Here is a 26,152-nt window from a genome sequence, read left to right on the forward strand (position 1 = left end):
TACGTTTCTATTTAACAATTGCTAAAATCTCATCCTGTCTGACAATAATATACTCTTCGTCATCTACTTCAACAGTATTTCCAGCGTACTTGGAGTAGACAACCAAATCGCCAACTTTAACTTCCATCTTCACTTCTTTACCATCTACACTACCGCCTGGTCCAACAGCGACAACCTCTGCCTGTTGTGGTTTCTCTTTCGCCTCACCGGTAATAATGATACCTGACTTTGTAGTTTCTTCAGCCGCTACTTGTTTTAATACGACTCTGTCACCTAAAGGTACTAATTTCATCTACATCTTCCTCCTATTTCTATAATCTTGTTAGCACTCATTCAAAAGGAGTGCTAACCCCATAAATATAAGATAGCACTCCCGTTATTGTTTGTCAAACCCTTTTTTCAATTGGATAACAATGTTTTTCTTATTCTTAGCTAAGTATCTTTCTCGTACCGCCCCGGTACAAATGAGAATTCCTTCGTCACCATCCGCAATCTTACATTCGTATAACGCATCAAGAGAAAAAATTGGTAACTCATCATCTACCTGCAGATATAACCGCTCCCTCTCTTTGTCGTAATGATCGACAATCGCCGGATACGAAGTCTTATCATAAAACCCATCTTCAAGATACATCTCTTTCATCTTGACGTCCGCTGGACACCCTGCAAACACTTACATCACCTCCACTTTTTTCCAAAGCTTGCGCTCCGCGAATACAGGTAAAGAGGGGTATTGGTCTAGCCAACGCCCCTCCACCTTTACTTTATGTTACGTTCTTTTTTTATCTTACCAAGTTCGGCAAAGACGTGATCGTTAACCACCTTGATATACGTCCCTTTCATTCCCGAAGATCTTGATTCAATAACACCAGCACTTTCGAATTTGCGTAGTGCATTGACGATTACCGATCTGGTAATCCCCACACGATCGGCAATCTTACTCGCTACCAGAATTCCCTCGGTACCCTTAAGCTCATCAAAAATATGAATAATAGCCTCTAGCTCCGAATAGGAAAGGGTGCTAATCGCTGACTGGACGATATGCTCTTTGCGGTTCTCCTCCGCACTTTCCTCGTTCACCGAACGCAGCATTTCTAGTCCCACAACAGTAATTCCGTATTCACTTAAGATAATGTCGTCAATCTCATAAGGCTTTTCCTTACGATATAAAAATAACGTCCCCAAACGTTCACCAGCAATATTAATCGGCGTAATAATCGCTTGGTAACCGCTAGCTGCCTTTTCCGAGAAACCAAGTGTAGCTAAATTAACATTCTCTTTTGTCGAGAGAACACTTAACATCCGTTCATTGAGCACTTCATCGATATAGCTTCCCACCTTGTCATCGATAAACTCTTTGATTTCAGGCACCTGCACGGTTTCACCCACACCCAAAATTTTCCCCTTCTTGCTAATCACAAGCACGTTAGATTCAAGGATGTCCGTCATGACTTCACAGATATCGTTGAATATAACTTTGCTGGAATTATTGTTGTGCAATAATTTGTTTATTTTTCTAGTTTTGTCTAATAATTGTACGCTCATCCACATCCCTCCATCTTATGGAATAATATTATCACACAATTTTTCACAATTCAACGAAGAATTGCAACTATTTATTTAGTTTCACTATATCCACACTGATTATCGGCACAAACATTCTTATTTCCCTTTTCCACCATGTAGCCCCCACACTGTGGACATTTCTTTTCAATCGGTTTCTGCCAAGACATAAATTCACATTCTGGATTGTTTTCACAGCCGTAGTACTTACGTCCCTTCTTGGTCTTTCTAATCACCACGTCTTTACCACAAAGCGGGCAAGAGACACCGATTTTCTCTAGATATGGCTTCGTATTCCGACATTCCGGGAAGCCTGGACACGCTAGGAACTTTCCATGGGGGCCATACTTAATCACCATGTTGCGACCACACTTATCACAGATTACATCGGTCACTTCATCTTCAATCGTTACGCTTTCTAACTCTTCTTCCGCTTTCTTAACCGCCTTATCTAAATCAGGATAGAAGTTTTCAATTACCGTCTTCCACTTCACGTCCCCTTCTTCTACACCGTCTAGAAGTTCTTCCATGTTGGCGGTAAAGTTTACATCAACAATGGAAGGGAAGGATTGCTTCATAATGCCGTTAACCACTTCACCGATTTCCGTAAGATACAGATTCTTTCCTTCTTTCGCCACATACCGTCTGGCAATAATAGTGGAGATGGTTGGAGCATACGTACTAGGACGGCCAATCCCTAACTCCTCAAGTGTTTTAACCAGCGAAGCCTCGGTATAGTGAGCCGGTGGCTGGGTAAAGTGCTGTTCACTCTCTAGCTTCTCCTTAGTGAGTTTACTGTCTTTGGTCAAACCGTTTAAGAGCAGATTCTTCTTCTCTTTCTCTTCATCTGCTTCCGTATAAACCGTTTTAAATCCGTCAAACAAGACTTTGGAAGCAGCGATAGTAAATACATACTTATCTGCGCCAATTTTCACGGAAGTCGTTTCGTACTTCGCACTCTCCATCCGGCTAGCAACGAAGCGCTTCCAAATTAGCTGATACAAACGGAACTGCTCTCTACTAAGGGAATCCTTAACGATAGCTGGTGTCAGACTTACATCGGCCGGACGAATCGCTTCATGGGCATCCTGAATATTCTTCTTGCCATTCTTATTAGGGTCTAAGCTGGTTACATACTTCTCCCCGAAGGTTTCTTTAATGTATTCTCGTACACTGGCATCCGCTTCTTCTGATACTCGCGTCGAGTCCGTACGCAGGTAGGTAATCAAACCAACGGTGCCGTGTTTTTTAATATCAAGTCCTTCGTATAGCTGCTGGGCAATCCGCATGGTCTTTGAAGTAGCAAAATTAAGGGCCTTCGAAGCTTCTTGTTGAAGGGTACTGGTGGTAAAAGGTAGGGGCGCTTTCATATTACGCTCGCCTACTTTAATATCCGTCACCTTGTACTCGGCCTTTTCAACCACTTTTAAAATCTTATCTAGCTCCGCTTTCGAGCCTATGATCATTTTCTTATTGTCCGCGCCGTAAAACTTAGCGGTAATCGGACGCTTTTCTCCCGCAACTTTTAAAATCGCTTCGAGACTCCAGTATTCTTCAGGAATAAAATTATTGATTTCTTCTTCTCGATCGGCAATAATTCGCAGCGTTACCGATTGCACACGCCCTGCACTTAAGCCTCTTTTAACCTTTGCCCAGAGAAGGGGGCTAATCTTATAACCCACCACTCGGTCGAGAACACGTCTCGCTTGCTGAGCATCAACAAGATCCATATCTAACTCTCGCGGTTTTTTAATCGCCGCTTTTACAGCCGTCTTAGTAATCTCGTTAAAGCTAATGCGGCTCGCCTTCTTATCATCTAGACCAAGAGCTGCTTTTAAATGCCAACTAATCGCCTCACCTTCACGGTCAGGGTCAGTTGCCAAATATACTTTGTCGGCCTTCTTGGCCTCTTTACGTAACTTCGCTAAAAGTTCACCTTTTCCCCGGATGGTGATGTACTTCGGTTCATAATCATTTTCCACATCAACCCCTAATTGACTTTTCGGCAAATCGCGTACGTGTCCCTGAGAAGCTTCTATTGTATAGTTCTTTCCCAGAAACTTTTTGATTGTTTTAACCTTGGTCGGTGATTCCACGATCACTAGGTAGTTTGCCATTTATACTTATCCTCCACTCTATAATTTCACGTAAAAATTTTGCGATATTTCTTTAATTACCCCTTTTAGCTCTAAGGAAACGAGAGCACTTTGCACTCGCATAGGCGCAAGCTTCGTCGCTTTTATCAGCTGTTCAATATTTTGGGGATACAAATCAAGGCAACTATACACCACTTTTTCATCCGGCGCAAGAAATATTTTATTTTCTTTTTCGGCGACCACCTTTTTCGACCAGGTAATTCCTAGGTCAAAAAGTAGCTCTTCCGGGTCTAAAAGAATACCCGCTCCTTGCTTTAAGAGTCCGTTGCACCCCTGACTTAATGCGCTCGTTATCGGGCCCGGGAGTGCGTAGACATCCCTTCCTTGTTCGAGAGCCATATCGGCGGTAATTAAGGAGCCGCTTTTTTCTCTTGCTTCCATTACCAGTACCGCATCAGCAAGGCCGCTGATCAGGCGGTTCCGCGCTGGAAAATGATACGGTTTGGCCGGTGTTCCCGGTGGATATTCCGAAATAATACCGCCTTTTCTGATTAGGTCTAAATAAAGACCGCGATTGCTCTTCGGATAACAGATATCCACACCGCTCCCCAGTACAGCTGCCGTATAACCACCTTTACTAAGCGCCCCTCTCCCTGCAATTCCGTCCACTCCTCTGGCCATGCCGCTAATAATCTGAACCCCGTAGCTTGCCAAGGTTTCGGCAAAATAACGGGTCATCTCCCTGCCATAGGGCGTCGGTTCTCTAGCCCCCACAATAGCAACTGTCGGAACCCCTTCTTGTGGCAATTCCCCTAGATAATATAGCGTTTGCGGATGCCCTTTCACCTCCCGTAATTTCGCTGGATAGCTTGGTTCATAGTGATGAACCACTTTAACCTTTTCCGAGTGAGTTTCTTCTATATAAAGTGTCCCTTTTCCCTCTGTCAAACCCTCACCCCCTCATCAGCCTGCTTAAGATTCAAGCGATATCCTAAGGCTTCCAGCAGATGGGCTTCTTCTATCTTTTCACAGCCATCTAGATCGGCAATGGTACGAGCCACCTTTAGGACCTTGTGATAGCTGCGCACGGTCAAGTCTAGGCGGTCATACGCCTGAGCCATAAGTGCTTCTCCAGCCGGCGAAAGACCACAGTATTTTTTGATCTGGCGAATCTGCAGATTCCCGTTTCTGATAAGACCCTCACTTTGATAACGCTTCTCCTGGCGCCGAAGGCAGGCCAGCACCCGTTTGCGATAGGTGGCTGAGGGCTTTCCCCGCTCTTTCTTTTGTAACTCTTCGATTGGTACTTTTGGCACCTGAATGGAGATATCCATCCGGTCTAGGAAAGGGTCGCTTAAGCGCCGCAGATAATGACTAATCTCCACCTCGGTACACTGGCAGAGATTACGATCGGGATAGTTTCCACAAGGACAGGGATTACAAGCACCAACCAACAGGAAATCCGCCGGAAATAAATACGTATTTTGCTGACGAATCAGCAGTATCTGCTTTTCTTCTAGGGGTTCCCGCAGGCACTCTAACACCCCTTTTCGAAACTCCGTTAGCTCATCGAGAAAGAGTACGCCTCGGTGAGCCAGCGTTGCTTCACCCGCCCTAGGGAATGTTCCGCCTCCTAGAATCGCCGTACTAGTAGCCGTATGATTGACACTGCGAAAAGGGCGCTCATAGATATGCGGCCTGTCTTTAGAAAGAGAGCCAGCAATGGAATAGATGCTCGTTAGCTCCAGTATTTCTTCTTCGGAAAGCGCTGGTAGAATTGAAGGAATACTCTTTGCCAATAAGGTCTTGCCACCACCTGGTGGCCCAATCATCAGAAGATTGTGACCACCGCTAACGGCGATTTCTAGCGCTCGCTTCGCCATCTCCTGGCCACTGATGTCCCGAAAATCAGTAACCGTACTTGGCCTTTTTCTCGGTAAGCGCAGCTTCTGGCTTACTTCTGGTTCTTCAGATAGAACCGTCTTAAGCTCTTCAATGTGATCAATAACCACTACCTTAAGGTCCGTGAGAAGTCTGGCTTCCTCGTAATTATCTCGGGGTATGACACAGCGGGCGAGCCCTCTTTTCTTGGCTTCAATCAGCATTGCCAAGACTCCCGTAACTCCTTTTACACTGCCGTCTAGACCAATCTCACCAATAATCAAGACATTCTCTAAAAGCGCTTCCGGCAGTTCACCAAGAGCGCACAAGACTGTGGCTACAATGGGCAGATCGAAGGCTGGTCCCCTCTTTCTGATTGTTGCCGGCGAGATATTCACCAGAATACGCCTAGGTGGCAAGCGCAGACCTAGGGCCTTTATCGCCGTGCGCACCCGCTGTGTCGATTCTTTGACTTCCGCCGCCAAATAGCCAACAATTTGAAAAATCGGCAGACCACTACTAATATCTGTCTCCACTTCAACAAGCTCCGCCTTATTACCGTTAATTGCCGCCGCAAAAACAACGCTATAAGCCATAGCCCACCTCGTTTTTCTTCTTTCTATTCATTTGCATATGGGGATTGATACTACAACGAGAGAATCTCAAGAAATTACTTTAATAATAAAAGAAGAGAAGGGGGATGTCAACTACCCTTCTCTTCTTAATATATCATAAGCTTCCGCTTTTTTATCTAATCTGACATAAAGCTTTTGCTGAGGATGGGGCGCACTTTCCATGGGCGTCATCTCCTCATCGAAAATCTCTAAAACTTTCGTCTGTACATTCTCGCCGTCAGGCTTCATAATTTCAATCTGTTCGCCTACAGAAAACTTATTCCGCTGAGAGATTATCAGCAAATCCTCAGGACCTTCACTTACCGTTCCTAAGTACGTATATTCCCGAATGTACGTGTTACTATCGTAAATCTGGGTGGTCTCGTCTGGTTTGCCAAAGTAAAAGCCTGTAGTAAATTGGCGATACGTACAGCCCGCAATCTGCTCTAAATACCAAGGCATGTTTTCACGGTATTTCTCAGCACTCTCGTAAAAGTCATCAATAGCCTTGCGATACGTTCTGGCTACAGTGGCTACGTAAAGGGCTGTCTTCATCCGTCCTTCAATCTTTAGGCTATCAATCCCCGCTTCGATAAGCTCAGGAATATACTCAATCATACAAAGGTCTTTGGAGTTGAAGATATATGTTCCTCGCTCATTTTCATAGACCGGCAAGTATTCACCGGGACGCTTTTCTTCCACCACTGCGTATTTCCAGCGACACGGATGAGTGCACGCTCCGCGATTGGCATCCCGTCCCGTAAAATAACTGCTGAGTAGACAGCGACCAGAATATGAAATGCACATGGCTCCATGAATAAAGCTCTCTATTTCCAAGTCGTCAGGAATTTGGCTCCTGATCTGACCGATTTCGGCTAATGATAGCTCTCTAGCCGTCACTACTCTTTTCGCCCCTAGACTATGCCAAAACTGAAAGGTTCCGTAGTTGGTGTTATTGGCCTGGGTACTGATGTGAATCTCAATCTCCGGACAGGCCTCTTTGGCAATGGTAAAAACGGCCGGATCCGCAATTATCAGGCCATCGGGCCCCAGTTCTTTTAGTTCTTTAAAATATTCCCGTACTGGTTCTAAGTCGCCGTTATGAGCGATAATATTCGCCGTCACATAGACCTTCTTATGATACTGATGGGCAAAGTCGATGCCGGCAGCCATATCCTCTTTGGAAAAGTTCTTAGCTTTTGCCCGCAGGCCAAAGGCTTCCCCGCCAATATAGACCGCATCAGCGCCAAAAATCACCGCCGTCTTTAGGACTTCCAAACTGCTTGCCGGGACTAATAATTCTGGTTTTTTTCTCATAAAATGCCTCTAATTCTTGTAACTAAGCGCCACCCCATCGCCGACAGGCAATAAGGCTGTCGTTAGGCGTGAATCGTGCTTAATTGCTTCTAAAAACTCTCGCATCCGCTTGTGAATGGTATGATCTCGGCGCCTAATGGCGTAACGAGACTTACACACATCCCCGTCCTGCAAGATATTGTCGGTAACTAATATGCCCTCAGGTGCTAAGAGCCTTAATAAATCTTCTAAATAGCCGATATACTGTCCTTTCGGGCCATCAACGAAGATCACATCGTAAGTCTCATCTAAACCCGTGATAACCTCTCCCGCATCGCCGGCTATAAGATTGATTTGCCCCTCTTCATCCAGCTTCTGAAAGTTCTCTCTGGCTAATTCAAGACGCTTAGGGTAATTCTCAATCGTGGTAATCTGAGCCTTAATAGCGTACGCCTTCATCAGTAGGGCCGAATAACCAATGGCTGTGCCAATCTCTAGGATACGCTTAGGTTTTTTCATCTGAATGAGCACCTTTAGTAAGCTCTGGGTTTCTCTTTTAATAATCGGGACGTCAGAAGCCTCGGCTATTTGCCGAAGCTCCTCTAAGTAATCGGCCTCTGGACTTTCAAAGGCCAAGATAAATTTTGTAATATCCATACGTCTTCTCTACTTCTAGACATCCATGATAATCGGCAAGATCATCGGTCTTCTCTTAGTACGCTTCCAGATAAAATCGTTCATCGTATCGCGAACCACCAATTTGATTTTGCTCCAGTCTGCATTCTTCTGGTGCTTCAGACAATCTTCAACCGCACTGACTAACACTTTGCTGGCTTCATCCATCAAGCTCTCCGATTCCCTAACGTAGACGAATCCACGAGAGACGATATCCGGTCCTGATAACAGCTGGTTACTGCCTTTTTGCAAGGTCATCACCACAATCAGAATCCCATCTTCCGCTAAGTGCTGGCGATCTCTAAGAACGATATTACCTACATCACCCACACCGAGACCATCCACCATAATCTCACCGGTAGTCACGTGATCCACAACTTCTGCCTTCTCATCGGAAACCTCGAGCACGTCTCCCGACTGTAAGATAAAGCAGTTTTCCTTAGGAATACCTAGTGATTTGGCAATATCTTGGTTGGCCTTTAAATGACGGTATTCACCGTGAACAGGAATCGCGTATTTGGGTTTTACCAAAGAGTAAATCAGCTTTAACTCCTCTTGGCAAGCATGCCCTGATACGTGAGTATCCTGCATAATTACATTTGCGCCCTTTTCAAACAGTTCGTTAATAACCTTTGAAACCGACTTTTCATTTCCCGGAATCGGTGAAGAACTAAAGATGACCGTGTCTCCAGGCATAATTGTTACTTTCTTATGTAAATCCGCCGCCATTCGTGAAAGGGCCGCCATGGATTCTCCTTGGCTTCCTGTGGTAATTAACACCGTCTTCTCCGGTGGGTAATTACGGAGCTGAGAGGTCTCGATAATCGTTCCCTTAGGAACATCTAAGTAACCTAGTTCACCGGCTACTTCGATAATATTAACCATGCTTCGACCTTCTACCACTACCTTTCGCTCATACTTAATGGCCGAGTTGATAATCTGCTGAACCCGGTCCACGTTAGAAGCAAAGGTAGCTATAATAATCCGAGAATTACGATGCTCCGCAAAGAGATGATCGAAGGTGATTCCCACTTTCCGCTCGCTCTGAGTAAAGCCTGGTCGCTCGGCATTGGTACTATCGCTCATAAGTGCCAAAACGCCCTTTTTCCCGATTTCCGCAAAGCGCTGAAGATCAATCGCATCGCCAAATACCGGCGTATAGTCTACTTTAAAGTCACCGGTGTGTACGATAATTCCCGCCGGTGAATAAATCGCTAACGCTGCTGCATCTTGGATACTGTGATTGGTCTTGATAAATTCAATTCTAAACTTTCCTAAATTGATAGACTGTCCGTGTCTAACCACTTTTCTTCTGGTAGAACGCAGTAGATTGTGCTCTTTTAACTTCCGATCGATAATTCCCATTGTCAATTTCGTGGCGTACACGGGAATGTTGATGTCTCTTAAAATATAAGCGAGGGCACCAATATGATCCTCATGGCCATGGGTAATGACAAACCCTTTCACTTTTTCAATGTTGTCTTTCAAATAAGTAACGTCAGGAATGACTAAGTCTATTCCTAACATTCCGTCCTCAGGGAATGCTAGACCACAGTCTACAACGATAATACTATCCTCGTATTCAAAGGCTGTGATATTCATACCTATCTTTTCTAATCCACCAAGAGGTATGATTTTTACCTTCCCTTTATGTTCTTTCTTCATATACAATTTTCTCCTTTTATTCTCGTCTTACGACTTTCCTCGGCACTCTTTGCAGATACCGTATAGCTTTAATTCATGGTCAAGAACGTGAAAACCCGTCGACTCTTCGATAAATGTCTCTAGGGAATCCAGTCTATCATCTTTAAACGGAATTACTTTTCCGCATTTTTCACATATTAAATGATGGTGATGGTGCTTATCACCATCCCCGTGTTCACCAATCTCGTAGCGTACAAAGCCATCATCGAGACTGATTTTATCTACTAGCTCCATCTCGTGCAACAGCTGAACGGTGCGATAAATCGTGGCTAAGCCGATGTCTGGGTAATCTTTTCTCACGATGTCGTAAATATCCTCCACCGTCAGGTGCTCATCCTCGTTATCACCGAGCACTTGCAGAACCATCATCCGCTGGTTCGTTACCTTTAACCCCTTTTCCTTAAGCATTGTTTTAAATTGTTCTTGGTTAATTGACATCTCTCCGGCCTACCTTTCAACGCTCACATCTTCTAGTAGCTCTTCGAATATCTTAATAACGCTATCTATTTCGTCATCATCTTCCACAATCTCATAGACTGCCTCGCTTGCTTCTTCCTCGCTGGTGTCTTTAAGAATCAACGCCTGGGCATCATCCGTCAAAGAGTCCGCTACCAAAATATAGGGTATGCCACCTAGACGGGTTTGTTCGAGCACGAAAAACTCAGCCGCCTCGTCTGAGTCTGCCGGCATAAACGTAATTTTTTCCATACAATACCTCTCCTTTTGCTTATCATTTACTTTGATATTGAGTCCAGGTATCCTTGCAATATAAAAATAGCCGCAATTTTATCAATGTACTTCTTGCGGTCTTCTCGTCTTACATTATTCTCCACCAAGGTGCGCTCTGCGCTTACCGTAGTTAGACGTTCATCCCACATCACGACTTCTAAGCCGGTCCTGCGATGCAACATCTCACCAAACTCGATGGACTTTTGTGCCCGTTCACCAATATCGTTATTCATATGCTTCGGAAATCCCAGCACAATCTTCGTGACCTGATATTCTTCAATCAAGGCTTCGATTTGTGCACAGGTCTTCCTTAGCTTATTTTCATCTTTTCGTTCAATCGTCGTGATTCCTTGTGCAGTAATTCCTAAAGGATCACTGATTGCCACGCCCACTGTCTTCGTTCCGTAGTCAAGGCCCATAATCCGCATTATTCGTTCCATCCATTATGCTGAATATAGACTTTAAGCATCTCTTCAACTAGCTCGTCTCTTTCAACCTTCATGATTAAACTTCTAGCACCGTTATGACTGGTGATATACGTCGGATCACCTGACATAATATAACCTACAATTTGATTTACCGGATTATAACCCTTTTCGGAAAGCGCCTGAAAAACTGCCTCCAGAATATCTTTTGCTTGCACCTGGGGACCGGACTCTACCGAAAAAAATTGAGTATTGCTTAGATCTTTCATTTAACCACGTCCTTTATTCATACTAAAACTAGTTTACTCCTTTTTTCACAAAAATTCAATCAATTATTTGTAAACAATTCCTAATATCAATATTAACAAATTGGTTGGTACAGTCTTCTGGCAGTTCTTCGCCTACCTTGATATATTCTTTCGTATGCCCTATTTGTAGGCTTTTCCCGTCTCTAAGGACCGTTTCTTCAATCAGAACCTCTTGGGTCGTCCCGATCAGCCGCTCTTCAAAGGCTTTTTTATTAATTTTGCACAATTCTAATAAACGGCCACTACGCAAGGTCTTAACGGGCTCAGGAACCTGTCCCGCCATGCTAGCCGCTTTCGTCCCCTCACGTTTAGAGTACTTAAACACGTGGGTTTCATAAAAATTCATCTCGGCAATAAAATCGTAGCTTTCCTGAAACTCTTCCTCCGTCTCTCCCGGAAAACCGACAATCACATCGGTGGTAAGAGCTGGATAATCAAAATACTTTCGCAAAAGAGTAACGCTTTCTCGGTATTCATTCGCACTATATCGGCGATTCATCCGCTTAAGTGTAGCATCCGCGCCGCTTTGCAGGGATAAGTGAAAATGAGGGCAAAACTTCGGTAAAGCCGCCAGCGCCCTGGCAAATTCTTCTGTAATAATTCGCGGTTCTAGAGAACCAAGACGAATTCTCTCAATTCCCTCTACCTGATGTACCTGCCTAATTAAGGTCAGCAAGTTATCCTCCGTTCCTAGTCCATAGGAGCTAAGGTGAATACCGGTTAGGACCACTTCTTTATAACCTGCTTTGGCAAGATTTTCTACTTCCTTAACCACCTGGGGTAGGGCCCGGCTTCTAACTCGTCCTCTAGCGTAAGGAATAATGCAATAGCTACAGAACTGGTTGCAACCGTCCTGAACCTTAATAAACGCCCGCGTATGTTCTGACGCTACACCTAACGACAGCTCTTCATACTTCGTTGTCTGATTTATCCCTGCTCTGGCAACCATAAGTTCTTTATCACTCTCTTCATAAGCCGCCAAAATCTGTAATAACTCCTGCTTCTTATTGTTGCCGATAATAATATCGATAACTGGATCCACCTCTCGGTCCAAGGTCTCCGTATAGCAACCAGCTGCGATAACAACGGCATTCGGATTCCACTTTCTGGCCTTGTGGAGCATCTGTCTGGATTTTTTATCAGCCACGCTGGTGACGGTGCAGGTATTGATAATATACGCGTCCGCCCCTTCTTTAAAAGGGACGATTTCATAGCCCGCCCCTAGAAGCAGCTCTTCCATCGCCTGTGTTTCATATGCATTTACCTTACAGCCCAGATTATGAAGGGCAATTTTTTTAATCATTTTATTTTTCCTTACCATTCTTCCTTGACTTTAAGAGTCTACCTCTATAATATTAAGGGTATAAAACACTTAAAGGAGGACTTATCCAATGAAAACAGTACAAATATCTCTAAACTCTATCGATAAAGTAAAATCTTTCGTAAACGACATCACTAAATTTGATTACGATTTTGACCTCGTATCAGGAAGATACGTAATTGATGCAAAATCTATCATGGGTATTTTTAGCTTAGACTTATCAAAACCAATCGACTTAAATATCCATGCCGATGATAGCGTGGACAAGGTGCTTGAAGTTCTTAAACCTTACATTATCGATTAATCAGAAGCTTTATGCTTCAAGTATAGCGACTAGCCTCGGCTAGTCGCTTTTAATTTACGTTAAGGTCTTACATTAAGCACTTCCGTGGTTTCAATCGCAGTCGCCACTAATTCATCAATCTGCTCGGCAAGCTTTTCTTCTGACTTTCTGATTACCTCTAATTTCGGTTTGGTAACCGGGTGCTTAGCCACAAAGATAGTACAGCAATCTTCAAAAGGCAAAATCGAAGTCTCGTAGGTATCTATCTTCTCTGAAATCTCCACAATGTCTCGCTTATCAAACCCAATTAACGGCCGATAGACCGGCAAAGTGCACACTTCGTTAGTAGAAGCTAAGGACTGCATCGTTTGTGAAGCCACCTGACCGATACTCTCACCCGTCACTAACCCTAGGCAGCCACTCTCTTTCGCAAAATGCTCAGCGATCCGCATCATATAACGACGCATAATTATCGTCAATTCATCGTGGGGACATTTATCGTAAATATAGAGCTGAATATCGGTAAAGTTAACGATGTTTAGCTTAATCGGACCGGCGCTACGAGCCACAATCTTCGCTAGATCTACCACCTTTTGCTTAGCTCTTTCACTAGTATACGGGGGTGCATGAAAATACGTCGCTTCTAGAGACACGCCTCTTTTCGCAATCATATAACCCGCTACTGGACTATCGATACCGCCAGATAGAAGAAGCATCGCCGAACCATTGGTACCCACTGGCATTCCTCCTGGTCCTTCAATTACCTGGGTGTAAAGATAGACCTCATTACGAACTTCCACATTTACAAGCACTTCTGGGTGATGGACATCAACTGTCATATTGGGCATCCCTTCTAAGATTACCTCTCCCAAATCACGATTGATTTCCATGGAGTTAAGAGGGTAGGACTTATTGGCCCGTCGCGATTCCACCTTAAAGGTATACTCCTTATCACTATACATTTCCTGCATATGAGAAAGAACCTCTTTTTTTAGAGCCGCAAAGCCCTCTTCCGCAAAGCGCACCACCGGACAAATTCCGACAATTCCAAAGACTCTTTGCAGTGCTTCTACCGTTTCGTCGTAGTCATATTCACCATCGCAGTCTACGTAGATACGAGCTTGCGATTTATAGACGGCAAACTTCCCATCTACTTTCTTAAGAGCAAATTTGATTTGACGCACTAGCGCATCCTCGAAGATAAAGCGATTTCGTCCCTTTAGCCCAATCTCTCCGTATTTTATTAAAAATGTTTGATATTTCATATTTTTCTACCTTCTCGTATATTTTCTGAACAACGGTACAATATTATATAGCACTTCCAAAGTATAGTCAATCTGCTCACTAGTCGTCTCTTCCGAGAAGCTAAAGCGCAGCGTCGAATCTAAGTAGGCACTCTCCGTATGGATCGCCTTTAATACCCCACTGATCGCTGGGTGATTAGAGGCACAGGCTGAACCGGAAGAAACAAAGATCCCTTTTTCTTCAAGACCGTGTAAAAGCACCTCGCTTTTGACCCCAGCAAACCCCACACTTAAAATATACGCCGACGTCTCTTCTTTCTCGCCGTGAATAACCACCTCGGGAAGCTTTGTAAGCCCGGCAATAAAGTAATTTCGCAAACTGCGTATCCGGGCTTCCTTTTCTCCGTGATTATCCCAGAGCATCTCTGCTGCCAGGGCAAGACCAGCGATTCCCGGTACGTTCTCCGTTCCCGGACGCATATCTTTTTGCTGACCGCCACCGTATAGCAAGGGACGTACTTTCGCACCTTCGCGAATGTAAAGAGCGCCTACCCCTTTCGGTCCGTGGATTTTGTGGCCGCTTAAGGAATACAGATCCACCCCCAGCTTGGCTGGAAAAAAGGGATACTTGGCAAATCCCTGAATCCCGTCTACGTGAAAAAGAATATCTGCTCGAAACTCTTTCACCGTCTGCACCAGTTCTTTGATGTTTAAAAGGGTGCCGATTTCGTTATTTACTTGCATCACCGAAACCAGGATAGTGTCATCTCTAAGGGCCTCTTTTAAGGTTGCCGATTCCACTTGACCGCCACCAGTCACCGGCAAGTAGGTCACCTCAAAGCCTTCTTCCTCTAAGTATTTCATGGCGTTATAGACCGCCGGGTGTTCGATACAGGTGGTGATTAAATGCTTCCCTCTTCGGGAAAGGGCCCGCGCACCGCCGATTAAGGCAAGGTTGTCGCTTTCCGTACCCCCGGAAGTAAAGTATATTTCCTTTTCCTTTACCTTTAGAATCCTCGCCAGGCTTTCCTTTCCCTTGTTAACGTACTTCTCACCTGCCATGCCCTCGCTATGCATAGAGGAAGGGTTGCCGTATTCTTCGCACATCACCTTGCGAACCAAGTCACCGACTTCTTCATAGGCCTTTGTAGTCGCTGCATTATCTAAATATACCGTCATCTTTTCTACCTTCCTTCGAACAGGTACGAAAGTACCGAAAGTACTGCCGGTCCCGCCGTCTCTGTTCGCAAAATCCGGCTACCGAGAGTGATTACTTTCGCTCCTTCACCTTCTAACACTTCTATTTCCTCTCGGGAAAAGCCGCCCTCTGGCCCAATAAAGACCCCTAGACGCTCCCCGGAACTTACTTCTTCTAGCACCGCCCTTGTATGTCCTATATCGCCAGCCTCCTCATAGGGCACTAGCACCGTATCTAACTGAGATGCCATTTGCACGGCTTCTTTAAAAGAAAGCGGCGACGTAACCTCGGGAATCAAGCCTCTACCCGACTGCTTGGCAGCGCTTTCCGACACCTTCTGCCAGCGCTCCTGCCGGCGCAGGCGTTTCTTCTCATCTAGCTTTACTACCGTTCGTTTCGTTTCCACCGGAACCACCTGATATACTCCTAGTTCTACCGACTTCTGAATAATCACTTCCAGCTTATCTTGCTTAGGATGACCTTGGAAGAGGGTGATTTTTACCGGAAGCTCCGTATCTATCTGGCGCTTACTAGCCACCTGAAAGAGAACCTCTTCCTTAGAGACCCTTTGGATCTTCCCTTGATAAAAGAAGCTACCGTCACTGACGAAAGCTTCTTCCCCGATTTTCATCCGCAACACCTGGCTGATATGCTTAACATCACCACCGGTGATCCGGATTACCTCCCCTTCTATAGCTTCTTTATTTACAAAAAAATGCTGCATCTTCCCTCTCCTAATTCGTGGCAACAATCAGCGTCCACTCGCCTTGGTGGTTCACTTCTAAAATCTTCATTCCGTTTGCCCTTATCGCCGTACTCACTAGCTCTTCTTTCTCGTTTAAGATACCGCTAGTAATATAGATTCCTCCAGGAGCCAAGAGCTCTTTAACCCGTGGCATCATCTCTACTAACACCTCCGCAATAATGTTGGCGGTGATTATCTGATACTCCTTCGTCCCTACATACTTAAGAAGCTGCTCGTCATCAATTAGGTTACCAATCAGCACCTCGTAATCCTCGATCGGAATATGATTTTTCTCCATATTTTCCTTGGTCACATAGAGAGCTTGTTCGTCTAAATCCGTGCCAATCACTTTGGTCGCCCCAAATTTGAGCGCCATTAACCCTAATATCCCACTGCCAATACCGATATCGAGCATCTGCATCCCCGGCTTTACATAGTCCTTAAGGGCGCGAATACAGAGATTGGTGGTCTCATGCTTACCCGTTCCAAAGGCGGTCCCAGGATCGATCTCAATTACGTGGCGGTAATTCTTATGGTCATTCGTCTTCTCCCAAGAAGGGGTAATCAAGACGTCATCAATGGCAAAGCTATGAAAATACACTTTCCAGTTGTTAATCCAGTCTTCATCCTGAGTAAGGGATTCTTCAAGCTTTAAGGAGCCTAAATCCATAACCTCCTCGAAACTCTTAAGCTCAGCCATCAGTACATCTAAAATCGCCACGCTATCAGCCTCTGAATCTAGGTAAAAGCTTACATAAGCTTTCCCATCATCCGGTTCGATAGTCGGTCCGATATTAATAAACATCTCGGCCATCTCTTCCTCAGAAAGAGGGATTTTGTCCTCAATCTCTACACCTTCCACCCCTAGCTCAGCAAGAATGGCGGATACCAAATCCTCGGCCACAGTGGTGGTCTCTAGACGATACTTTTTCCACTTCATCTTTTATCCTTTCAAATCACCCCTAGGTGATCAAGCAAAATCCGCAGGCCGATTAGAATTAAAATCACGCCGCCGGCAAGCTCTGCTTTTTTCTTAAATTTCATGCCAAATACATTGCCTATTTTAACACCGATACAAGACAATGTAAATGTGGTTACCCCAATCATAAGAATGGCCGGAACGATCTTAACCTTTAGGAAGGCAAAGGTAATACCGACAGCTAACGCATCAATGCTAGTCGCCACCGCAAGGGGCGCCATCACTTTAAAGGAAAGCTCGTTTTCCTCAGGGGAAACGGGACAGGCTTCATCGCCCTTTAGTGCCTCGCGAATCATATTGGCCCCAATCACTCCTAGAAGCACAAAGGCAATCCAGTGGTCAAAGGCCTGAATATACTCCTTAAACTGGGCGCCTAGTAAGTATCCCAGTAAAGGCATTAGCGCCTGAAACACCCCAAAGTAGAGGCCGGGAATAAGGGCACTACGCACGCGAAAGCTTTTCATCCCCAGTCCCTTACAGATAGATACCGCAAAAGCGTCCATGGACAACCCCACACCTGTTAAAAAAATCGAAAAATATCCCATTACCTTCTCCTAATCAGCTACATAGGCAGCTTTTTTGCCATTTTTCATCAACATTTCTTTTTCCTGTTTAGTTAAACCGTATTGCTCTTCTAAAAAACAGAATTCATTCACCACATCGGTTCCCGAAACGGTCATGTTATCACTATTAACTGTCACAATTATCCCTTTTTCTAAGAATGTGCGTAAGGGATACTCCTTGATATCCTTTACGGCCTTCGTTTGAAGGTTACTAAGCGGACACATCTCTAGAGGAATCTCTCTCCTAGCTAGCTCTTCCATTAAGTCTTCGTCTAAGACTGCGGCAATGCCATGGCCGATACGACTGGCTCCAAGGGCAAGGGCCTTGCGGATACTTTCTGGTCCGGCCGCTTCGCCGGCATGAATGGTAAAAGGAACGCCTAATTCTCTCGCTCTCGTAAATACATCCTGGTAGAGCTCTGTACCATACAAAGCTTCGGCGCCGGCTAGGTCTGCACCTGCCACCCCTTTTCCTAAATACTTTCCCGCCAGTTCTATCGTTTCCATATTTTGCCAGGCCTCGCCTCCCCGCATACAGCAAAGAATTGCATAGGACTTTACGCCAAAGTCTTTCACGCCCTTTTGTAATCCAGCATTTACTGTCTCTACTGCCTCTTCTTGCGATAGTCCGGCGCGCGTATGTAATCCCGGGGCGTAGCGAATTTCACTATAGGTTATATTAAGAGCCGACAACCGCCTAACCAGATCGTAAGCAGCACCTTCTAAGCCTTCCGCTGACTGGAGCACCTGAAGCGGTATTTCAAAGCACTGCAAATATTCATTCAAGCTCGCCGTCTCTTGGTTGGCTGTAAGAAGCGGACATAAATCGGCGGCGGATTTAACCCCCAGATCAATGCCTTCCCTCTCCGCTCTCTCTAAAATAAATTCTGGTGACAACGAACCATCTAGGTGCAAATGCAAATCCACGTACTCTTCTGATTTCCTCATTTTTTAACCTTTCTTTTCATATTCATACCCTTTAAATAGGGCGGACATTTTGAATTACGTATAAACAACATAAACAATTCTATCATATTTATGAAATTTTTCCAAAATAACTCCTAGTGGTATAGCATTCTTCATTCGTTAATGATATGGTAGCATCAAGAAGCAAATAGGTCAGGAGGTTAAATTCATGAAAACGTTTTTTAAAGAACTAAAATCAGGAAATATCGTAACCGAGTTGACAACCTTTTCCCCCGCAGACGATCAAGCTACCTACGAGAAGCTTACTGCTAACACCGTAGATGCGGCTCAGGAAAAACACGTCCCGGTAGTCTCAAAAGATGGTAATACGGTTACTGTAGCCGTTGGTAGCGTGCCCCACCCAATGGAGGAAGCTCATTATATTACGGCAATCTATATCGAGACCTCAAAAGGCGGACAGTTTGCGAACCTAAAGCCCGGAGAAAAACCGGAGGCAACTTTCACCTTAAATGACGGCGAAGAGTTTGTGGCAGCATATGAATACTGTAACTTACACGGATTATGGAAGAATTAAGGAGGATTTTGTGATGAAGAAATACGTATGTGATGTTTGTGGTTATATCTATGATCCCGCTGAAGGCGACCCGGATAACGGCGTAGCCGCTGGTACCGCTTTTGCCGATGTCCCAGAAGATTGGGTATGTCCTTTGTGTGGCGTTGGTAAAGACCAGTTCTCAGAAGAGGCTTAAAGCTTAATAAAGAAAGGTCGATAACCGTAAAGTTATCGACCTTTTTTAGCGAATAGAGCCTTCATTAGCTCCTTATACTCAGCTACCCTCTCGGTCTTTCGCATTTGTTTAAGAAGCTTCTTCTCTTCCGGAAAGAGAACCTTCATATAGGAAAATATTTCCTTTAGCTTAAAGAGCGCTTGCTTATCCGAACCGATTAGTTCTTGGTAGGCATCGAGAAGCTCCTGTAAAAACTCACCGATTACCTCTAAGCTAGGAGCCCTTTCTTCTTTTAGTGCGGATACTAAACGGGGATCGGCAATCACCCCACGCCCTAACATAATACTATGGGTCTTAGGCGCTAGTGTTAGAAGCTTCTGATAGTCGTCTACGCTTCTAATATCCCCGTTATAGACGACGGGTGCTCGGGAATTTTCCAAGGCGTAAAGATAGCTATCGAAGTGAGGAAACCCGCTATACCCCTGTTCGCCGAGGCGGGGATGCAAAATCAGTTCTTTCACAGGAAAGCGGTTAAAAATCTGTAATAGTGCCGGGAACTCCTCCGGACTAGACATCCCGATACGAGTTTTTAGGGAGATTTCTATCTCTTGACTGGCGAAAATCTCCTCTAAGAATCGTTCAAGTGCTACCGGCTCTGCCAGGAAACCGGCCCCCCGTCCTTTTCTCGTAACCGTTTTTGACGGGCAACCAATATTCAAATTTACCTCTTGGTAACCGTACATTTTAAGTTTTGCGACTGTATTTAAAAAACCCTCGCTATGATTGCTAAGAATCTGGGGGACTAGGTCTAAATCCTGATTATATTCTTCGCCAATCTCCTTTTGCTCCCGGCTATTAAAGCCCCTTTTCGTGTGCGGTACTAAAAACGGGGTAAAAAAACGATCCATCCCCGGAAAGTAGTCATTGTATAACTTGCGATATGCATAAGTAGTAATCCCCTCTAGGGGTGCTAAATAAAAGTTCATCCTTCTTCCTTTCTGCGCCTTAACATTCTACCTTTACAAGGAACATCTGTCAATTGAAGACCCTTTTCCATTATGCTATACTGGAAGAACAAAAAAACACGGAGGTTTATTTAGATGAAATTAACTGAATCTGTAGAAAATTACTTAGAAACCATTCTCGTCCTTAATAAGCGCATCGCTAACGTTCGTGCCATCGATATCGTCGAAGAACTAGGCTTTAAAAAGTCTAGCGTTAGTGTGGCTATGAAAAACCTACGCGAGAATAACTATATAAAAGTTTCCCCTGAAGGGTTTATTACCTTAACCAATGAGGGGATGGAAATTGCCGAAATGATCTATGAGCGCCATGAGATTATCGCTGGCTGGCTGAAAGATCTAGGTGTTAATGAAGATGTAGCTTTAGACGATGCCTGTAAAATCGAGCACGTAATCAGCTCCGAAAGCTTTGACGCCCTAAAGGCAAACATCAGGAAAGGGAAACAATAATTGTGATTAACGTATTATTCTTAGCCTTAAGCGTTCTCGCCGTTCTGACATTTCTCCTCTCTTATTGCCGTCAACCAGCAAAGCTGATTAACGGCTCCCTTTTTATACTTATGATGGGAACACTAGGCGCTACCTTAATGCTTTATGCTTGGCAAACCCAGAATCAAATTATTTTGGCTATACTTGGCGCCATCCTCTTAACTATCGGCATGATTTTTATCTTTGGCTCCATTATTCTTATTTTGGCTTGCTTTGTTAATTTCATCGTGTTGATTAAACGAGAAGGCTTTAGAAAAAGTTACCTACTAGTCCTCGCGCTAGGAATCTTTGCTTTGGTAGCCAATATCCTAGGATATCTACAAGAACGAAGCGTATTTACCAAAAACGCCGATATCTTCATCGCTTATGCTAACACCCTTGTGTTATACGGCCTTTTCGTCAGTCTTAATTTCTTAGTTTCTAGCTTTCTCTGTGGGCTGTACCACCCACGCCACAACAAAGACTATATCATCGTCCTGGGTGCTGGCCTAATCGACGGTGTACGCGTTAGCAAACTCCTAGCAAACCGCCTAGATAAGGCGATTGCCTTTTACGATAAACAGCGGACAAAAAACAGAAAACCACCAAAATTGCTTCTGTCTGGTGGTAAAGGTGGTGACGAAATTCTTTCTGAAGCATTTGCCATGCAAACCTACGCTTTGGAAAAAGGAATCCCCATTGAAGATACGATTCTTGAAGAGAACTCTACCACCACTTATGAAAACATGCTATTCTCCAAGAAAATCATCCAAACTCGGAGCAATGACCAGAAATGCAAGGTTATCTACTCGACAAATAACTTTCATCTTCTAAGAGCCGGCATTTTCGCCAGACAAGTTGGGTTAAATGCTCCTGGCATCAGCGCGAAGACCGCTGCCTATTATTATCCCAATGCGCTCATTCGGGAGTTTATCGCCACCCTCTTTATCAACAAAAAGAGACACTTTATCGCCACAGGACTGTTATTTATTCTTTCTCTTGCAACCTACCTAATAAACAGATATCTAACAACGTAAAAACAGCCGCTTTCCTAGCGGCTGTTTTATGCTGTATCCCTTTATACCACAACTCGATTTCTTCCTGATTCTTTGGCTTTATACAGATTTTCATCGGCGTATTTAATCAGCCCATCGATATGAATCAGTTGCTTCTCACTCGCAAAGGCCAAGCCGACACTAATCGTTACTGGACCATTTTCTTCGCCTTCCACCCTCTTACCGGTCATATTTCGGTTCTCGATGGCCAAGCGGCATTCCTCGGCGATATCAAGAGCGCTTTCTATACTGCCACTCTCAAAAACACCTAAAAATTCTTCGCCGCCGTAGCGAGCCACAGCACCATCGTACTTCCCTAGGGTTTCTTTTAGTGTCTGAGCCACCTTCATTAAACACGCGTCCCCTTCTAGATGTCCATTCCTATCATTGTAGCGTTTAAAAAAGTCTACATCAGCCATAAGTACAACAAACACCCCTTGACTAACTGGTTGTTGATCATACTTCTTATCTAAGTAGTCGAAGAATCCGCGGCGATTATAAATCCCCGTTAGAGCATCGGTGCTGGCCATCTCTTGCAGCTTAACGTTGCTTTCTTTGAGCTTTTCGCTATTTAAAAAGTTGTTGATAAACATCGTATGAACCACCACGGACATATACCCGCAGAGCACCGTAATGATAAGAATATTCGCCCAGATATCCGAGTTGAATACCAAGCTGTTAGCCTCTTGATTATGCACTAGCGTTAACACCAGAGTGGTAATAAACGCCACGACGATAATCGCTGCACTCTCGATGGGCGAGGTGATAACAAAGAAGGAAGTAATAATTATCGCTATAATATACGAATTGAGACCTTCTTCTACTTGGGCATTAAAAGAAACAAAGATCAACTGAATAATCACGTAGCAATATAGCAATGAGTAAGGTACACAGTTAATTATTACTGGATTGGTAATCCGCTTTCGCTTAATCAAAATAGAAAGCACCAAATACACCACCCCAATACTAAGGGTTACCAGAGAGAGAATAATATATTTCATAATCCCCGGGTTCGGTCCTGTGCTGGGTTTTAGCATGTTTAAAATATTAAGTATAATCTGAAGTGCTATCACGTAGATAGAAAACGCTAACGTCCGATTTAAGTTCGTCTTTAGCTTCATATCATGGTAGCGCTTGGCATATTTCTCCGGCACCCGTCCAAATACGTAATGCCACTTGCTCATTTTTTCTTCCTGTTCTAATTCTGTTTTCACTGTCCTTATCCTCGCATCCTTTTTTATCCTCTGAATATAATTATACATTTTCACATTACACCTAAACAAATGCTTCTGACAATGGTTTGCATCTATTATTAATTTACTTTTTAATAAGTTCATTTTTCTTTAATATTTGGTTTGTTGTCACCTCCTCCCCCACCTAGTATAATTAAGAGAAGAATGAAAGGTGGGGACACACAGCCATGAAAAAGCGAATAACGGCAATACTTCTGCTTTTGGCAATTCTCGTAAGCCTACTAACTGCCTGCGAGAAGCCTAGTCAAAAGAAGATCACAAACGATAAAACATTTGCTAGCTATAAAGACATTCCCGGAGTGACTGAAGAATTAATCGAGCAAGTGGAAGCGATAAAAGCATCTCGCTCTTCATTATCCTTTGCCACTACGCCCTCTACAGAAGCTTTCGTCTGTAGTGAGTGTAGTAAAATCAAGGGATTCGTTCCCGACTGCTGCGAATGGTTAAGCGAACTCTTCGGTATCGAATTTGTGCCTGAACTACAAGATGTGGTGCCTCTTTTTGAGGGTCTTAGAAATGAAACCAACGACTTTGTTGGGGATCTTTCGCCGACCCCCGAAAGAATGGAAAAATATCATATGACAAAGCCCATTGTCGAACGTACGCTTAATTATTTTTATAGCGAAGACCACCCTGTTTCTCTAGATGAAATAGACGAGGGCACCATGACCTTTGGCTTCTTCACCGGTGGTACCGCAAGCGCCGATGTGGATCAGGTTACCGATGCCAAGTTTAAGACGGTTTTTGTGGATACCTTTGAAGAGGCGGCAGCCCTTTTAAAAGACGGAACAATAGACATGTTCTTTACCGACGGCACTAGCGAAGCAAATTTTGATGAAATCGGTGGCATCCTTACCAATGAATATTATCCTCTTGTTCATATCCCCGTTTCCATGACTACCAAAAATGATGAACTTAAGCCCATCATTGAGGTGATCAACCTTTATCTAGAACAAGAAGATACCTCTGAGCTTTCAGAAATGTATGCCAGTGGTGTCGCCCAGTATCGCTCAGAAAAGTTCAATTCACTCCTCACCGCGGAGGAGCTGGCTTATATCGAGGCTCATAACCCAGATAATCCCGTACTCTTAGGTGCCGAGTTCGACCGTTATCCCACTAGCTTTTATAATAAAAACGAAAAGCAGTGGCAAGGGGTTTCCTTTGATATCCTAGGCGAAATCTCTAAGCTTAGCGGTCTCGCATTTAAAGTGCAAAATCATTCTGGTACGCCGTTTGCCGAGTTAAAGAGCGATTTAAAAGACGGCAAATTAGAAATGCTTACTGCGCTCGCCTATAACACCGTCCGTGACAAGGGTGTCCTCTGGCCGGCCGAGCCCTATTCATCCGATAATTACGCATTGATCTCGAAGGCAGATACTCCTATCATTGAACCGAATCAAATTCTTCGTGTTAAAATCGCTGTTCTCGAGGACAGCCTTTACGAGGCCACATTTGATAAGTGGTTTCCTGATCATCCACACAAGCACGTATACCAAACTATGGACGAATGCTTTGAAGCTCTTGCTTCAGGCGAAGTCGATTACATCATGGGTAGCACGGATGCCGTGCTAAGTATGACGAACTATAACGAGAACCCTAACTACCGAGCTAATATCGTTTTTAATACCCTCTATCACAGCAGCTTTGCCTTTAATGAAGAAGAGACCATCTTAGCTTCCATCATCTCCAAAAGCCAACAGTTTGTAGACGTGGACGCTATTTCCAATGAATGGTCTCACAAAGCCTTTGATTACAGCGCTCTACTTGCAAAAAAGCAAATACCGTACCTTATCATCTTAGCCGGTCTATTGCTCCTTATATTAGCCTTAATGGCCATGTTGATGCGCAAAAACAAACACACGGAAAAGCACCTCGCTTATCTCGTTGAGGCAAGGACGAAAGAGTTGGAAGTTCAGACCTATAATGCTCAAAAGGCCTCCATGGCTAAGAGCGATTTCCTCTCCCGCATGAGTCACGAAATCCGTACGCCACTAAATGCTATTATTGGCATGGCCCAGGTTCAAAAGCAATTGCCAGACCTTTCGGGTAAAGCGCGACAAAGCAACGAAGAAATCCTAGCTGCATCAAAGCACTTATTAGGTCTTTTAAACGATATCCTCGATATGTCAAAAATAGAATCAGGAAAATTCAAATTAGAAAACAAACCTTTTGCTCTAAAAAAAGCTATCGAAGAGGTTGTTAACATGATTTCCGTAAAATCAGAAGAGAAATCTATTCGCTTTACAGCTACTACCGATAACCTTCCCGATGTAAACGTCCTCGGAGACAAAATGCGACTAAAGCAAGTGCTTATTAACTTATTAGCCAATGCGATTAAATTCTCACCTGAAAACGGTCAGGTAACCTTTTCCGTAACCACCGAACGTGAAACAAACAGCCTGCTCTTCCTTCATTTTTCTGTTACCGATACGGGATGTGGTATCTCCGAAGAAATGCAAAAACGTTTATTCAAACCTTTCGAGCAGGCAAACCAAAGTAGCTCTGAGACCACGGGTAGCGGTCTCGGCTTAGCCATTAGTCAAAATCTCGTTCACAATATGGGTGGGCAAATTAAAGTGGACAGCACCCTCGGTAGCGGATCTTCTTTCTCCTTTACCATTTCGCTTAAAAAGGCCAAGGGAACTGCTATTGATGAACCTACCGAGATTACCATTCCTAACCTGCAAGGCAAGACCATCCTCGTTGCCGAAGACATCCTCGTTAACCGGGTCGTCTTAGAAGAACTTCTTAAGAAGACTGGTATTGCCGTTGAGGTAGCTGTTGATGGAGCTAAAGCTTTAGAACGCTTTAAAGCTTCGAAGCCGGGTTATTATGATATCATTCTAATGGATATTCAAATGCCACATATGAATGGTTATGAAGTTACCGCCGCTATTCGCGCCCTTGACCGAGAAGACGCTAGAACCGTACCAATTGTGGCGATGACCGCCTTTGCCTATGCCGAGGATATCGCCAAAGCGAAAGAAAGCGGCATGACCGATCACATGGCCAAACCGCTAGAAGTAAATATTTTATGGGAGATTTTAAGTAAATACGTTTCTTAAAGATAAAAAT

The 26,152-nt window shown here is 44.2% G+C and carries 28 protein-coding genes; 6 read left to right on the top strand and 22 right to left on the bottom strand.

What is annotated here, in order from left to right; genetic code table 11:
• Positions 1-7 precede the first annotated feature (7 nt).
• The 14 genes from NHH16_RS06710 to mtaB all read right to left on the bottom strand — a co-directional run bounded on the left by NHH16_RS06710 (position 8) and on the right by mtaB (position 12,591).
• Positions 8-292 carry a co-chaperone GroES gene (locus NHH16_RS06710; RefSeq protein WP_262068817.1) on the bottom strand — a complete coding sequence of 95 codons (285 nt, stop codon included), beginning with the start codon at positions 290-292 and terminating at the stop codon, positions 8-10.
• Between the two features lie 84 nt (positions 293-376).
• Positions 377-673 carry a hypothetical protein gene (locus NHH16_RS06715; protein WP_262068818.1) on the bottom strand — a complete coding sequence of 99 codons (297 nt, stop codon included), beginning with the start codon at positions 671-673 and terminating at the stop codon, positions 377-379.
• Positions 674-759: 86 nt separating this feature from the next.
• Positions 760-1,545 carry a GTP-sensing pleiotropic transcriptional regulator CodY gene (codY, locus tag NHH16_RS06720; RefSeq protein ID WP_262068819.1) on the bottom strand — a complete coding sequence of 262 codons (786 nt, stop codon included), beginning with the start codon at positions 1,543-1,545 and terminating at the stop codon, positions 760-762.
• 71 nt (positions 1,546-1,616) lie between these two features.
• Positions 1,617-3,680, bottom strand: coding sequence for a type I DNA topoisomerase (topA, locus tag NHH16_RS06725; RefSeq protein ID WP_262068820.1), 2,064 nt, complete (start codon positions 3,678-3,680; stop codon positions 1,617-1,619).
• 18 nt (positions 3,681-3,698) lie between these two features.
• Complete coding sequence (dprA, locus tag NHH16_RS06730) at positions 3,699-4,607, bottom strand: DNA-processing protein DprA (protein WP_262068821.1); 909 nt, start codon at positions 4,605-4,607, stop codon at positions 3,699-3,701.
• Positions 4,604-6,136: a YifB family Mg chelatase-like AAA ATPase gene (locus NHH16_RS06735; protein ID WP_262068822.1), complete on the bottom strand. Its 1,533-nt coding sequence runs from the start codon at positions 6,134-6,136 to the stop codon at positions 4,604-4,606. The genes dprA and NHH16_RS06735 overlap by 4 nt, the downstream gene beginning before the upstream one ends.
• Before the next feature lie 111 nt (positions 6,137-6,247).
• On the bottom strand, positions 6,248-7,471 hold the full coding sequence (locus NHH16_RS06740) for a peptidase U32 family protein (RefSeq protein ID WP_262068823.1): 1,224 nt from the start codon (positions 7,469-7,471) through the stop codon (positions 6,248-6,250).
• Between the two features lie 9 nt (positions 7,472-7,480).
• Positions 7,481-8,107 (bottom strand): O-methyltransferase, encoded by a 627-nt coding sequence (locus NHH16_RS06745; protein WP_262068824.1) that lies wholly within the window; start codon positions 8,105-8,107, stop codon positions 7,481-7,483.
• A 15-nt stretch (positions 8,108-8,122) separates the two neighbouring features.
• Positions 8,123-9,790 carry a ribonuclease J gene (locus NHH16_RS06750; RefSeq protein ID WP_262068825.1) on the bottom strand — a complete coding sequence of 556 codons (1,668 nt, stop codon included), beginning with the start codon at positions 9,788-9,790 and terminating at the stop codon, positions 8,123-8,125.
• 27 nt (positions 9,791-9,817) lie between these two features.
• Entirely contained in the window at positions 9,818-10,267 is a 450-nt protein-coding gene (locus tag NHH16_RS06755; protein WP_262068826.1) for a Fur family transcriptional regulator, read from the bottom strand.
• A gap of 9 nt (positions 10,268-10,276) precedes the next feature.
• Complete coding sequence (locus NHH16_RS06760) at positions 10,277-10,537, bottom strand: DUF1292 domain-containing protein (protein ID WP_262068827.1); 261 nt, start codon at positions 10,535-10,537, stop codon at positions 10,277-10,279.
• 26 nt (positions 10,538-10,563) lie between these two features.
• A complete protein-coding gene (gene ruvX, locus NHH16_RS06765) occupies positions 10,564-10,986 on the bottom strand; it encodes a Holliday junction resolvase RuvX (RefSeq protein WP_262068847.1) in 423 nt (140 codons plus the stop codon).
• Positions 10,986-11,252: an IreB family regulatory phosphoprotein gene (locus tag NHH16_RS06770; protein ID WP_262068828.1), complete on the bottom strand. Its 267-nt coding sequence runs from the start codon at positions 11,250-11,252 to the stop codon at positions 10,986-10,988. The genes ruvX and NHH16_RS06770 overlap by 1 nt, the downstream gene beginning before the upstream one ends.
• Positions 11,253-11,307: 55 nt before the next feature.
• Complete coding sequence (gene mtaB, locus NHH16_RS06775; RefSeq protein ID WP_262068848.1) at positions 11,308-12,591, bottom strand: tRNA (N(6)-L-threonylcarbamoyladenosine(37)-C(2))-methylthiotransferase MtaB; 1,284 nt, start codon at positions 12,589-12,591, stop codon at positions 11,308-11,310.
• Positions 12,592-12,682: 91 nt separating this feature from the next.
• Here mtaB and NHH16_RS06780 point away from each other — a divergent pair, with 91 nt between their 5' ends.
• Positions 12,683-12,916 carry an HPr family phosphocarrier protein gene (locus NHH16_RS06780; RefSeq protein WP_262068829.1) on the top strand — a complete coding sequence of 78 codons (234 nt, stop codon included), beginning with the start codon at positions 12,683-12,685 and terminating at the stop codon, positions 12,914-12,916.
• 59 nt (positions 12,917-12,975) lie between these two features.
• Here the strand turns inward: NHH16_RS06780 and thiI are convergent, their stop codons facing one another.
• The 6 genes from thiI to add are packed head-to-tail and all read right to left on the bottom strand — an operon-like array spanning position 12,976 to position 18,572.
• The gene (gene thiI, locus NHH16_RS06785) at positions 12,976-14,160 is read right to left on the bottom strand and encodes a tRNA uracil 4-sulfurtransferase ThiI (protein ID WP_262068830.1); all 1,185 of its coding nucleotides are present in this window, start codon (positions 14,158-14,160) and stop codon (positions 12,976-12,978) included.
• A gap of 6 nt (positions 14,161-14,166) precedes the next feature.
• Positions 14,167-15,318 (bottom strand): cysteine desulfurase family protein, encoded by a 1,152-nt coding sequence (locus NHH16_RS06790; RefSeq protein WP_262068831.1) that lies wholly within the window; start codon positions 15,316-15,318, stop codon positions 14,167-14,169.
• Between the two features lie 5 nt (positions 15,319-15,323).
• A complete protein-coding gene (locus NHH16_RS06795) occupies positions 15,324-16,061 on the bottom strand; it encodes a 16S rRNA (uracil(1498)-N(3))-methyltransferase (RefSeq protein WP_262068832.1) in 738 nt (245 codons plus the stop codon).
• 10 nt (positions 16,062-16,071) lie between these two features.
• A complete protein-coding gene (prmA, locus tag NHH16_RS06800) occupies positions 16,072-17,022 on the bottom strand; it encodes a 50S ribosomal protein L11 methyltransferase (RefSeq protein ID WP_262068833.1) in 951 nt (316 codons plus the stop codon).
• 11 nt (positions 17,023-17,033) lie between these two features.
• Positions 17,034-17,606, bottom strand: a complete 573-nt coding sequence (locus tag NHH16_RS06805) for a manganese efflux pump MntP (RefSeq protein WP_262068834.1) — start codon at positions 17,604-17,606, stop codon at positions 17,034-17,036.
• 9 nt (positions 17,607-17,615) lie between these two features.
• The gene (add, locus tag NHH16_RS06810) at positions 17,616-18,572 is read right to left on the bottom strand and encodes an adenosine deaminase (RefSeq protein WP_262068835.1); all 957 of its coding nucleotides are present in this window, start codon (positions 18,570-18,572) and stop codon (positions 17,616-17,618) included.
• A gap of 187 nt (positions 18,573-18,759) precedes the next feature.
• Here add and NHH16_RS06815 point away from each other — a divergent pair, with 187 nt between their 5' ends.
• The gene (locus tag NHH16_RS06815; RefSeq protein ID WP_262068836.1) at positions 18,760-19,125 is read left to right on the top strand and encodes a desulfoferrodoxin family protein; all 366 of its coding nucleotides are present in this window, start codon (positions 18,760-18,762) and stop codon (positions 19,123-19,125) included.
• A 13-nt stretch (positions 19,126-19,138) separates the two neighbouring features.
• The gene (gene rd, locus NHH16_RS06820) at positions 19,139-19,300 is read left to right on the top strand and encodes a rubredoxin (RefSeq protein ID WP_262068837.1); all 162 of its coding nucleotides are present in this window, start codon (positions 19,139-19,141) and stop codon (positions 19,298-19,300) included.
• A gap of 32 nt (positions 19,301-19,332) precedes the next feature.
• Here the strand turns inward: rd and NHH16_RS06825 are convergent, their stop codons facing one another.
• Entirely contained in the window at positions 19,333-20,265 is a 933-nt protein-coding gene (locus NHH16_RS06825; RefSeq protein WP_262068838.1) for a tRNA dihydrouridine synthase, read from the bottom strand.
• 114 nt (positions 20,266-20,379) lie between these two features.
• Here NHH16_RS06825 and NHH16_RS06830 point away from each other — a divergent pair, with 114 nt between their 5' ends.
• Positions 20,380-20,751 (top strand): metal-dependent transcriptional regulator, encoded by a 372-nt coding sequence (locus NHH16_RS06830; protein ID WP_262068839.1) that lies wholly within the window; start codon positions 20,380-20,382, stop codon positions 20,749-20,751.
• Positions 20,752-20,753: 2 nt separating this feature from the next.
• Positions 20,754-21,806 carry a YdcF family protein gene (locus NHH16_RS06835; protein WP_262068840.1) on the top strand — a complete coding sequence of 351 codons (1,053 nt, stop codon included), beginning with the start codon at positions 20,754-20,756 and terminating at the stop codon, positions 21,804-21,806.
• Between the two features lie 41 nt (positions 21,807-21,847).
• On the opposite strand, the gene NHH16_RS15625 is transcribed toward NHH16_RS06835, so the two are convergent.
• Positions 21,848-23,038 (bottom strand): GGDEF domain-containing protein, encoded by a 1,191-nt coding sequence (locus tag NHH16_RS15625; protein WP_262068841.1) that lies wholly within the window; start codon positions 23,036-23,038, stop codon positions 21,848-21,850.
• A 206-nt stretch (positions 23,039-23,244) separates the two neighbouring features.
• On the opposite strand from NHH16_RS15625, the gene NHH16_RS06845 reads away from it, so the two are divergent.
• Positions 23,245-26,142, top strand: a complete 2,898-nt coding sequence (locus NHH16_RS06845) for an ATP-binding protein (RefSeq protein WP_262068842.1) — start codon at positions 23,245-23,247, stop codon at positions 26,140-26,142.
• Positions 26,143-26,152 lie beyond the last annotated feature (10 nt).

The sequence above is a fragment of the Ohessyouella blattaphilus genome, from assembly GCF_024721265.1.
Classification (GTDB): domain Bacteria; phylum Bacillota; class Clostridia; order Lachnospirales; family Lachnospiraceae; genus Aequitasia; species Aequitasia blattaphilus_A.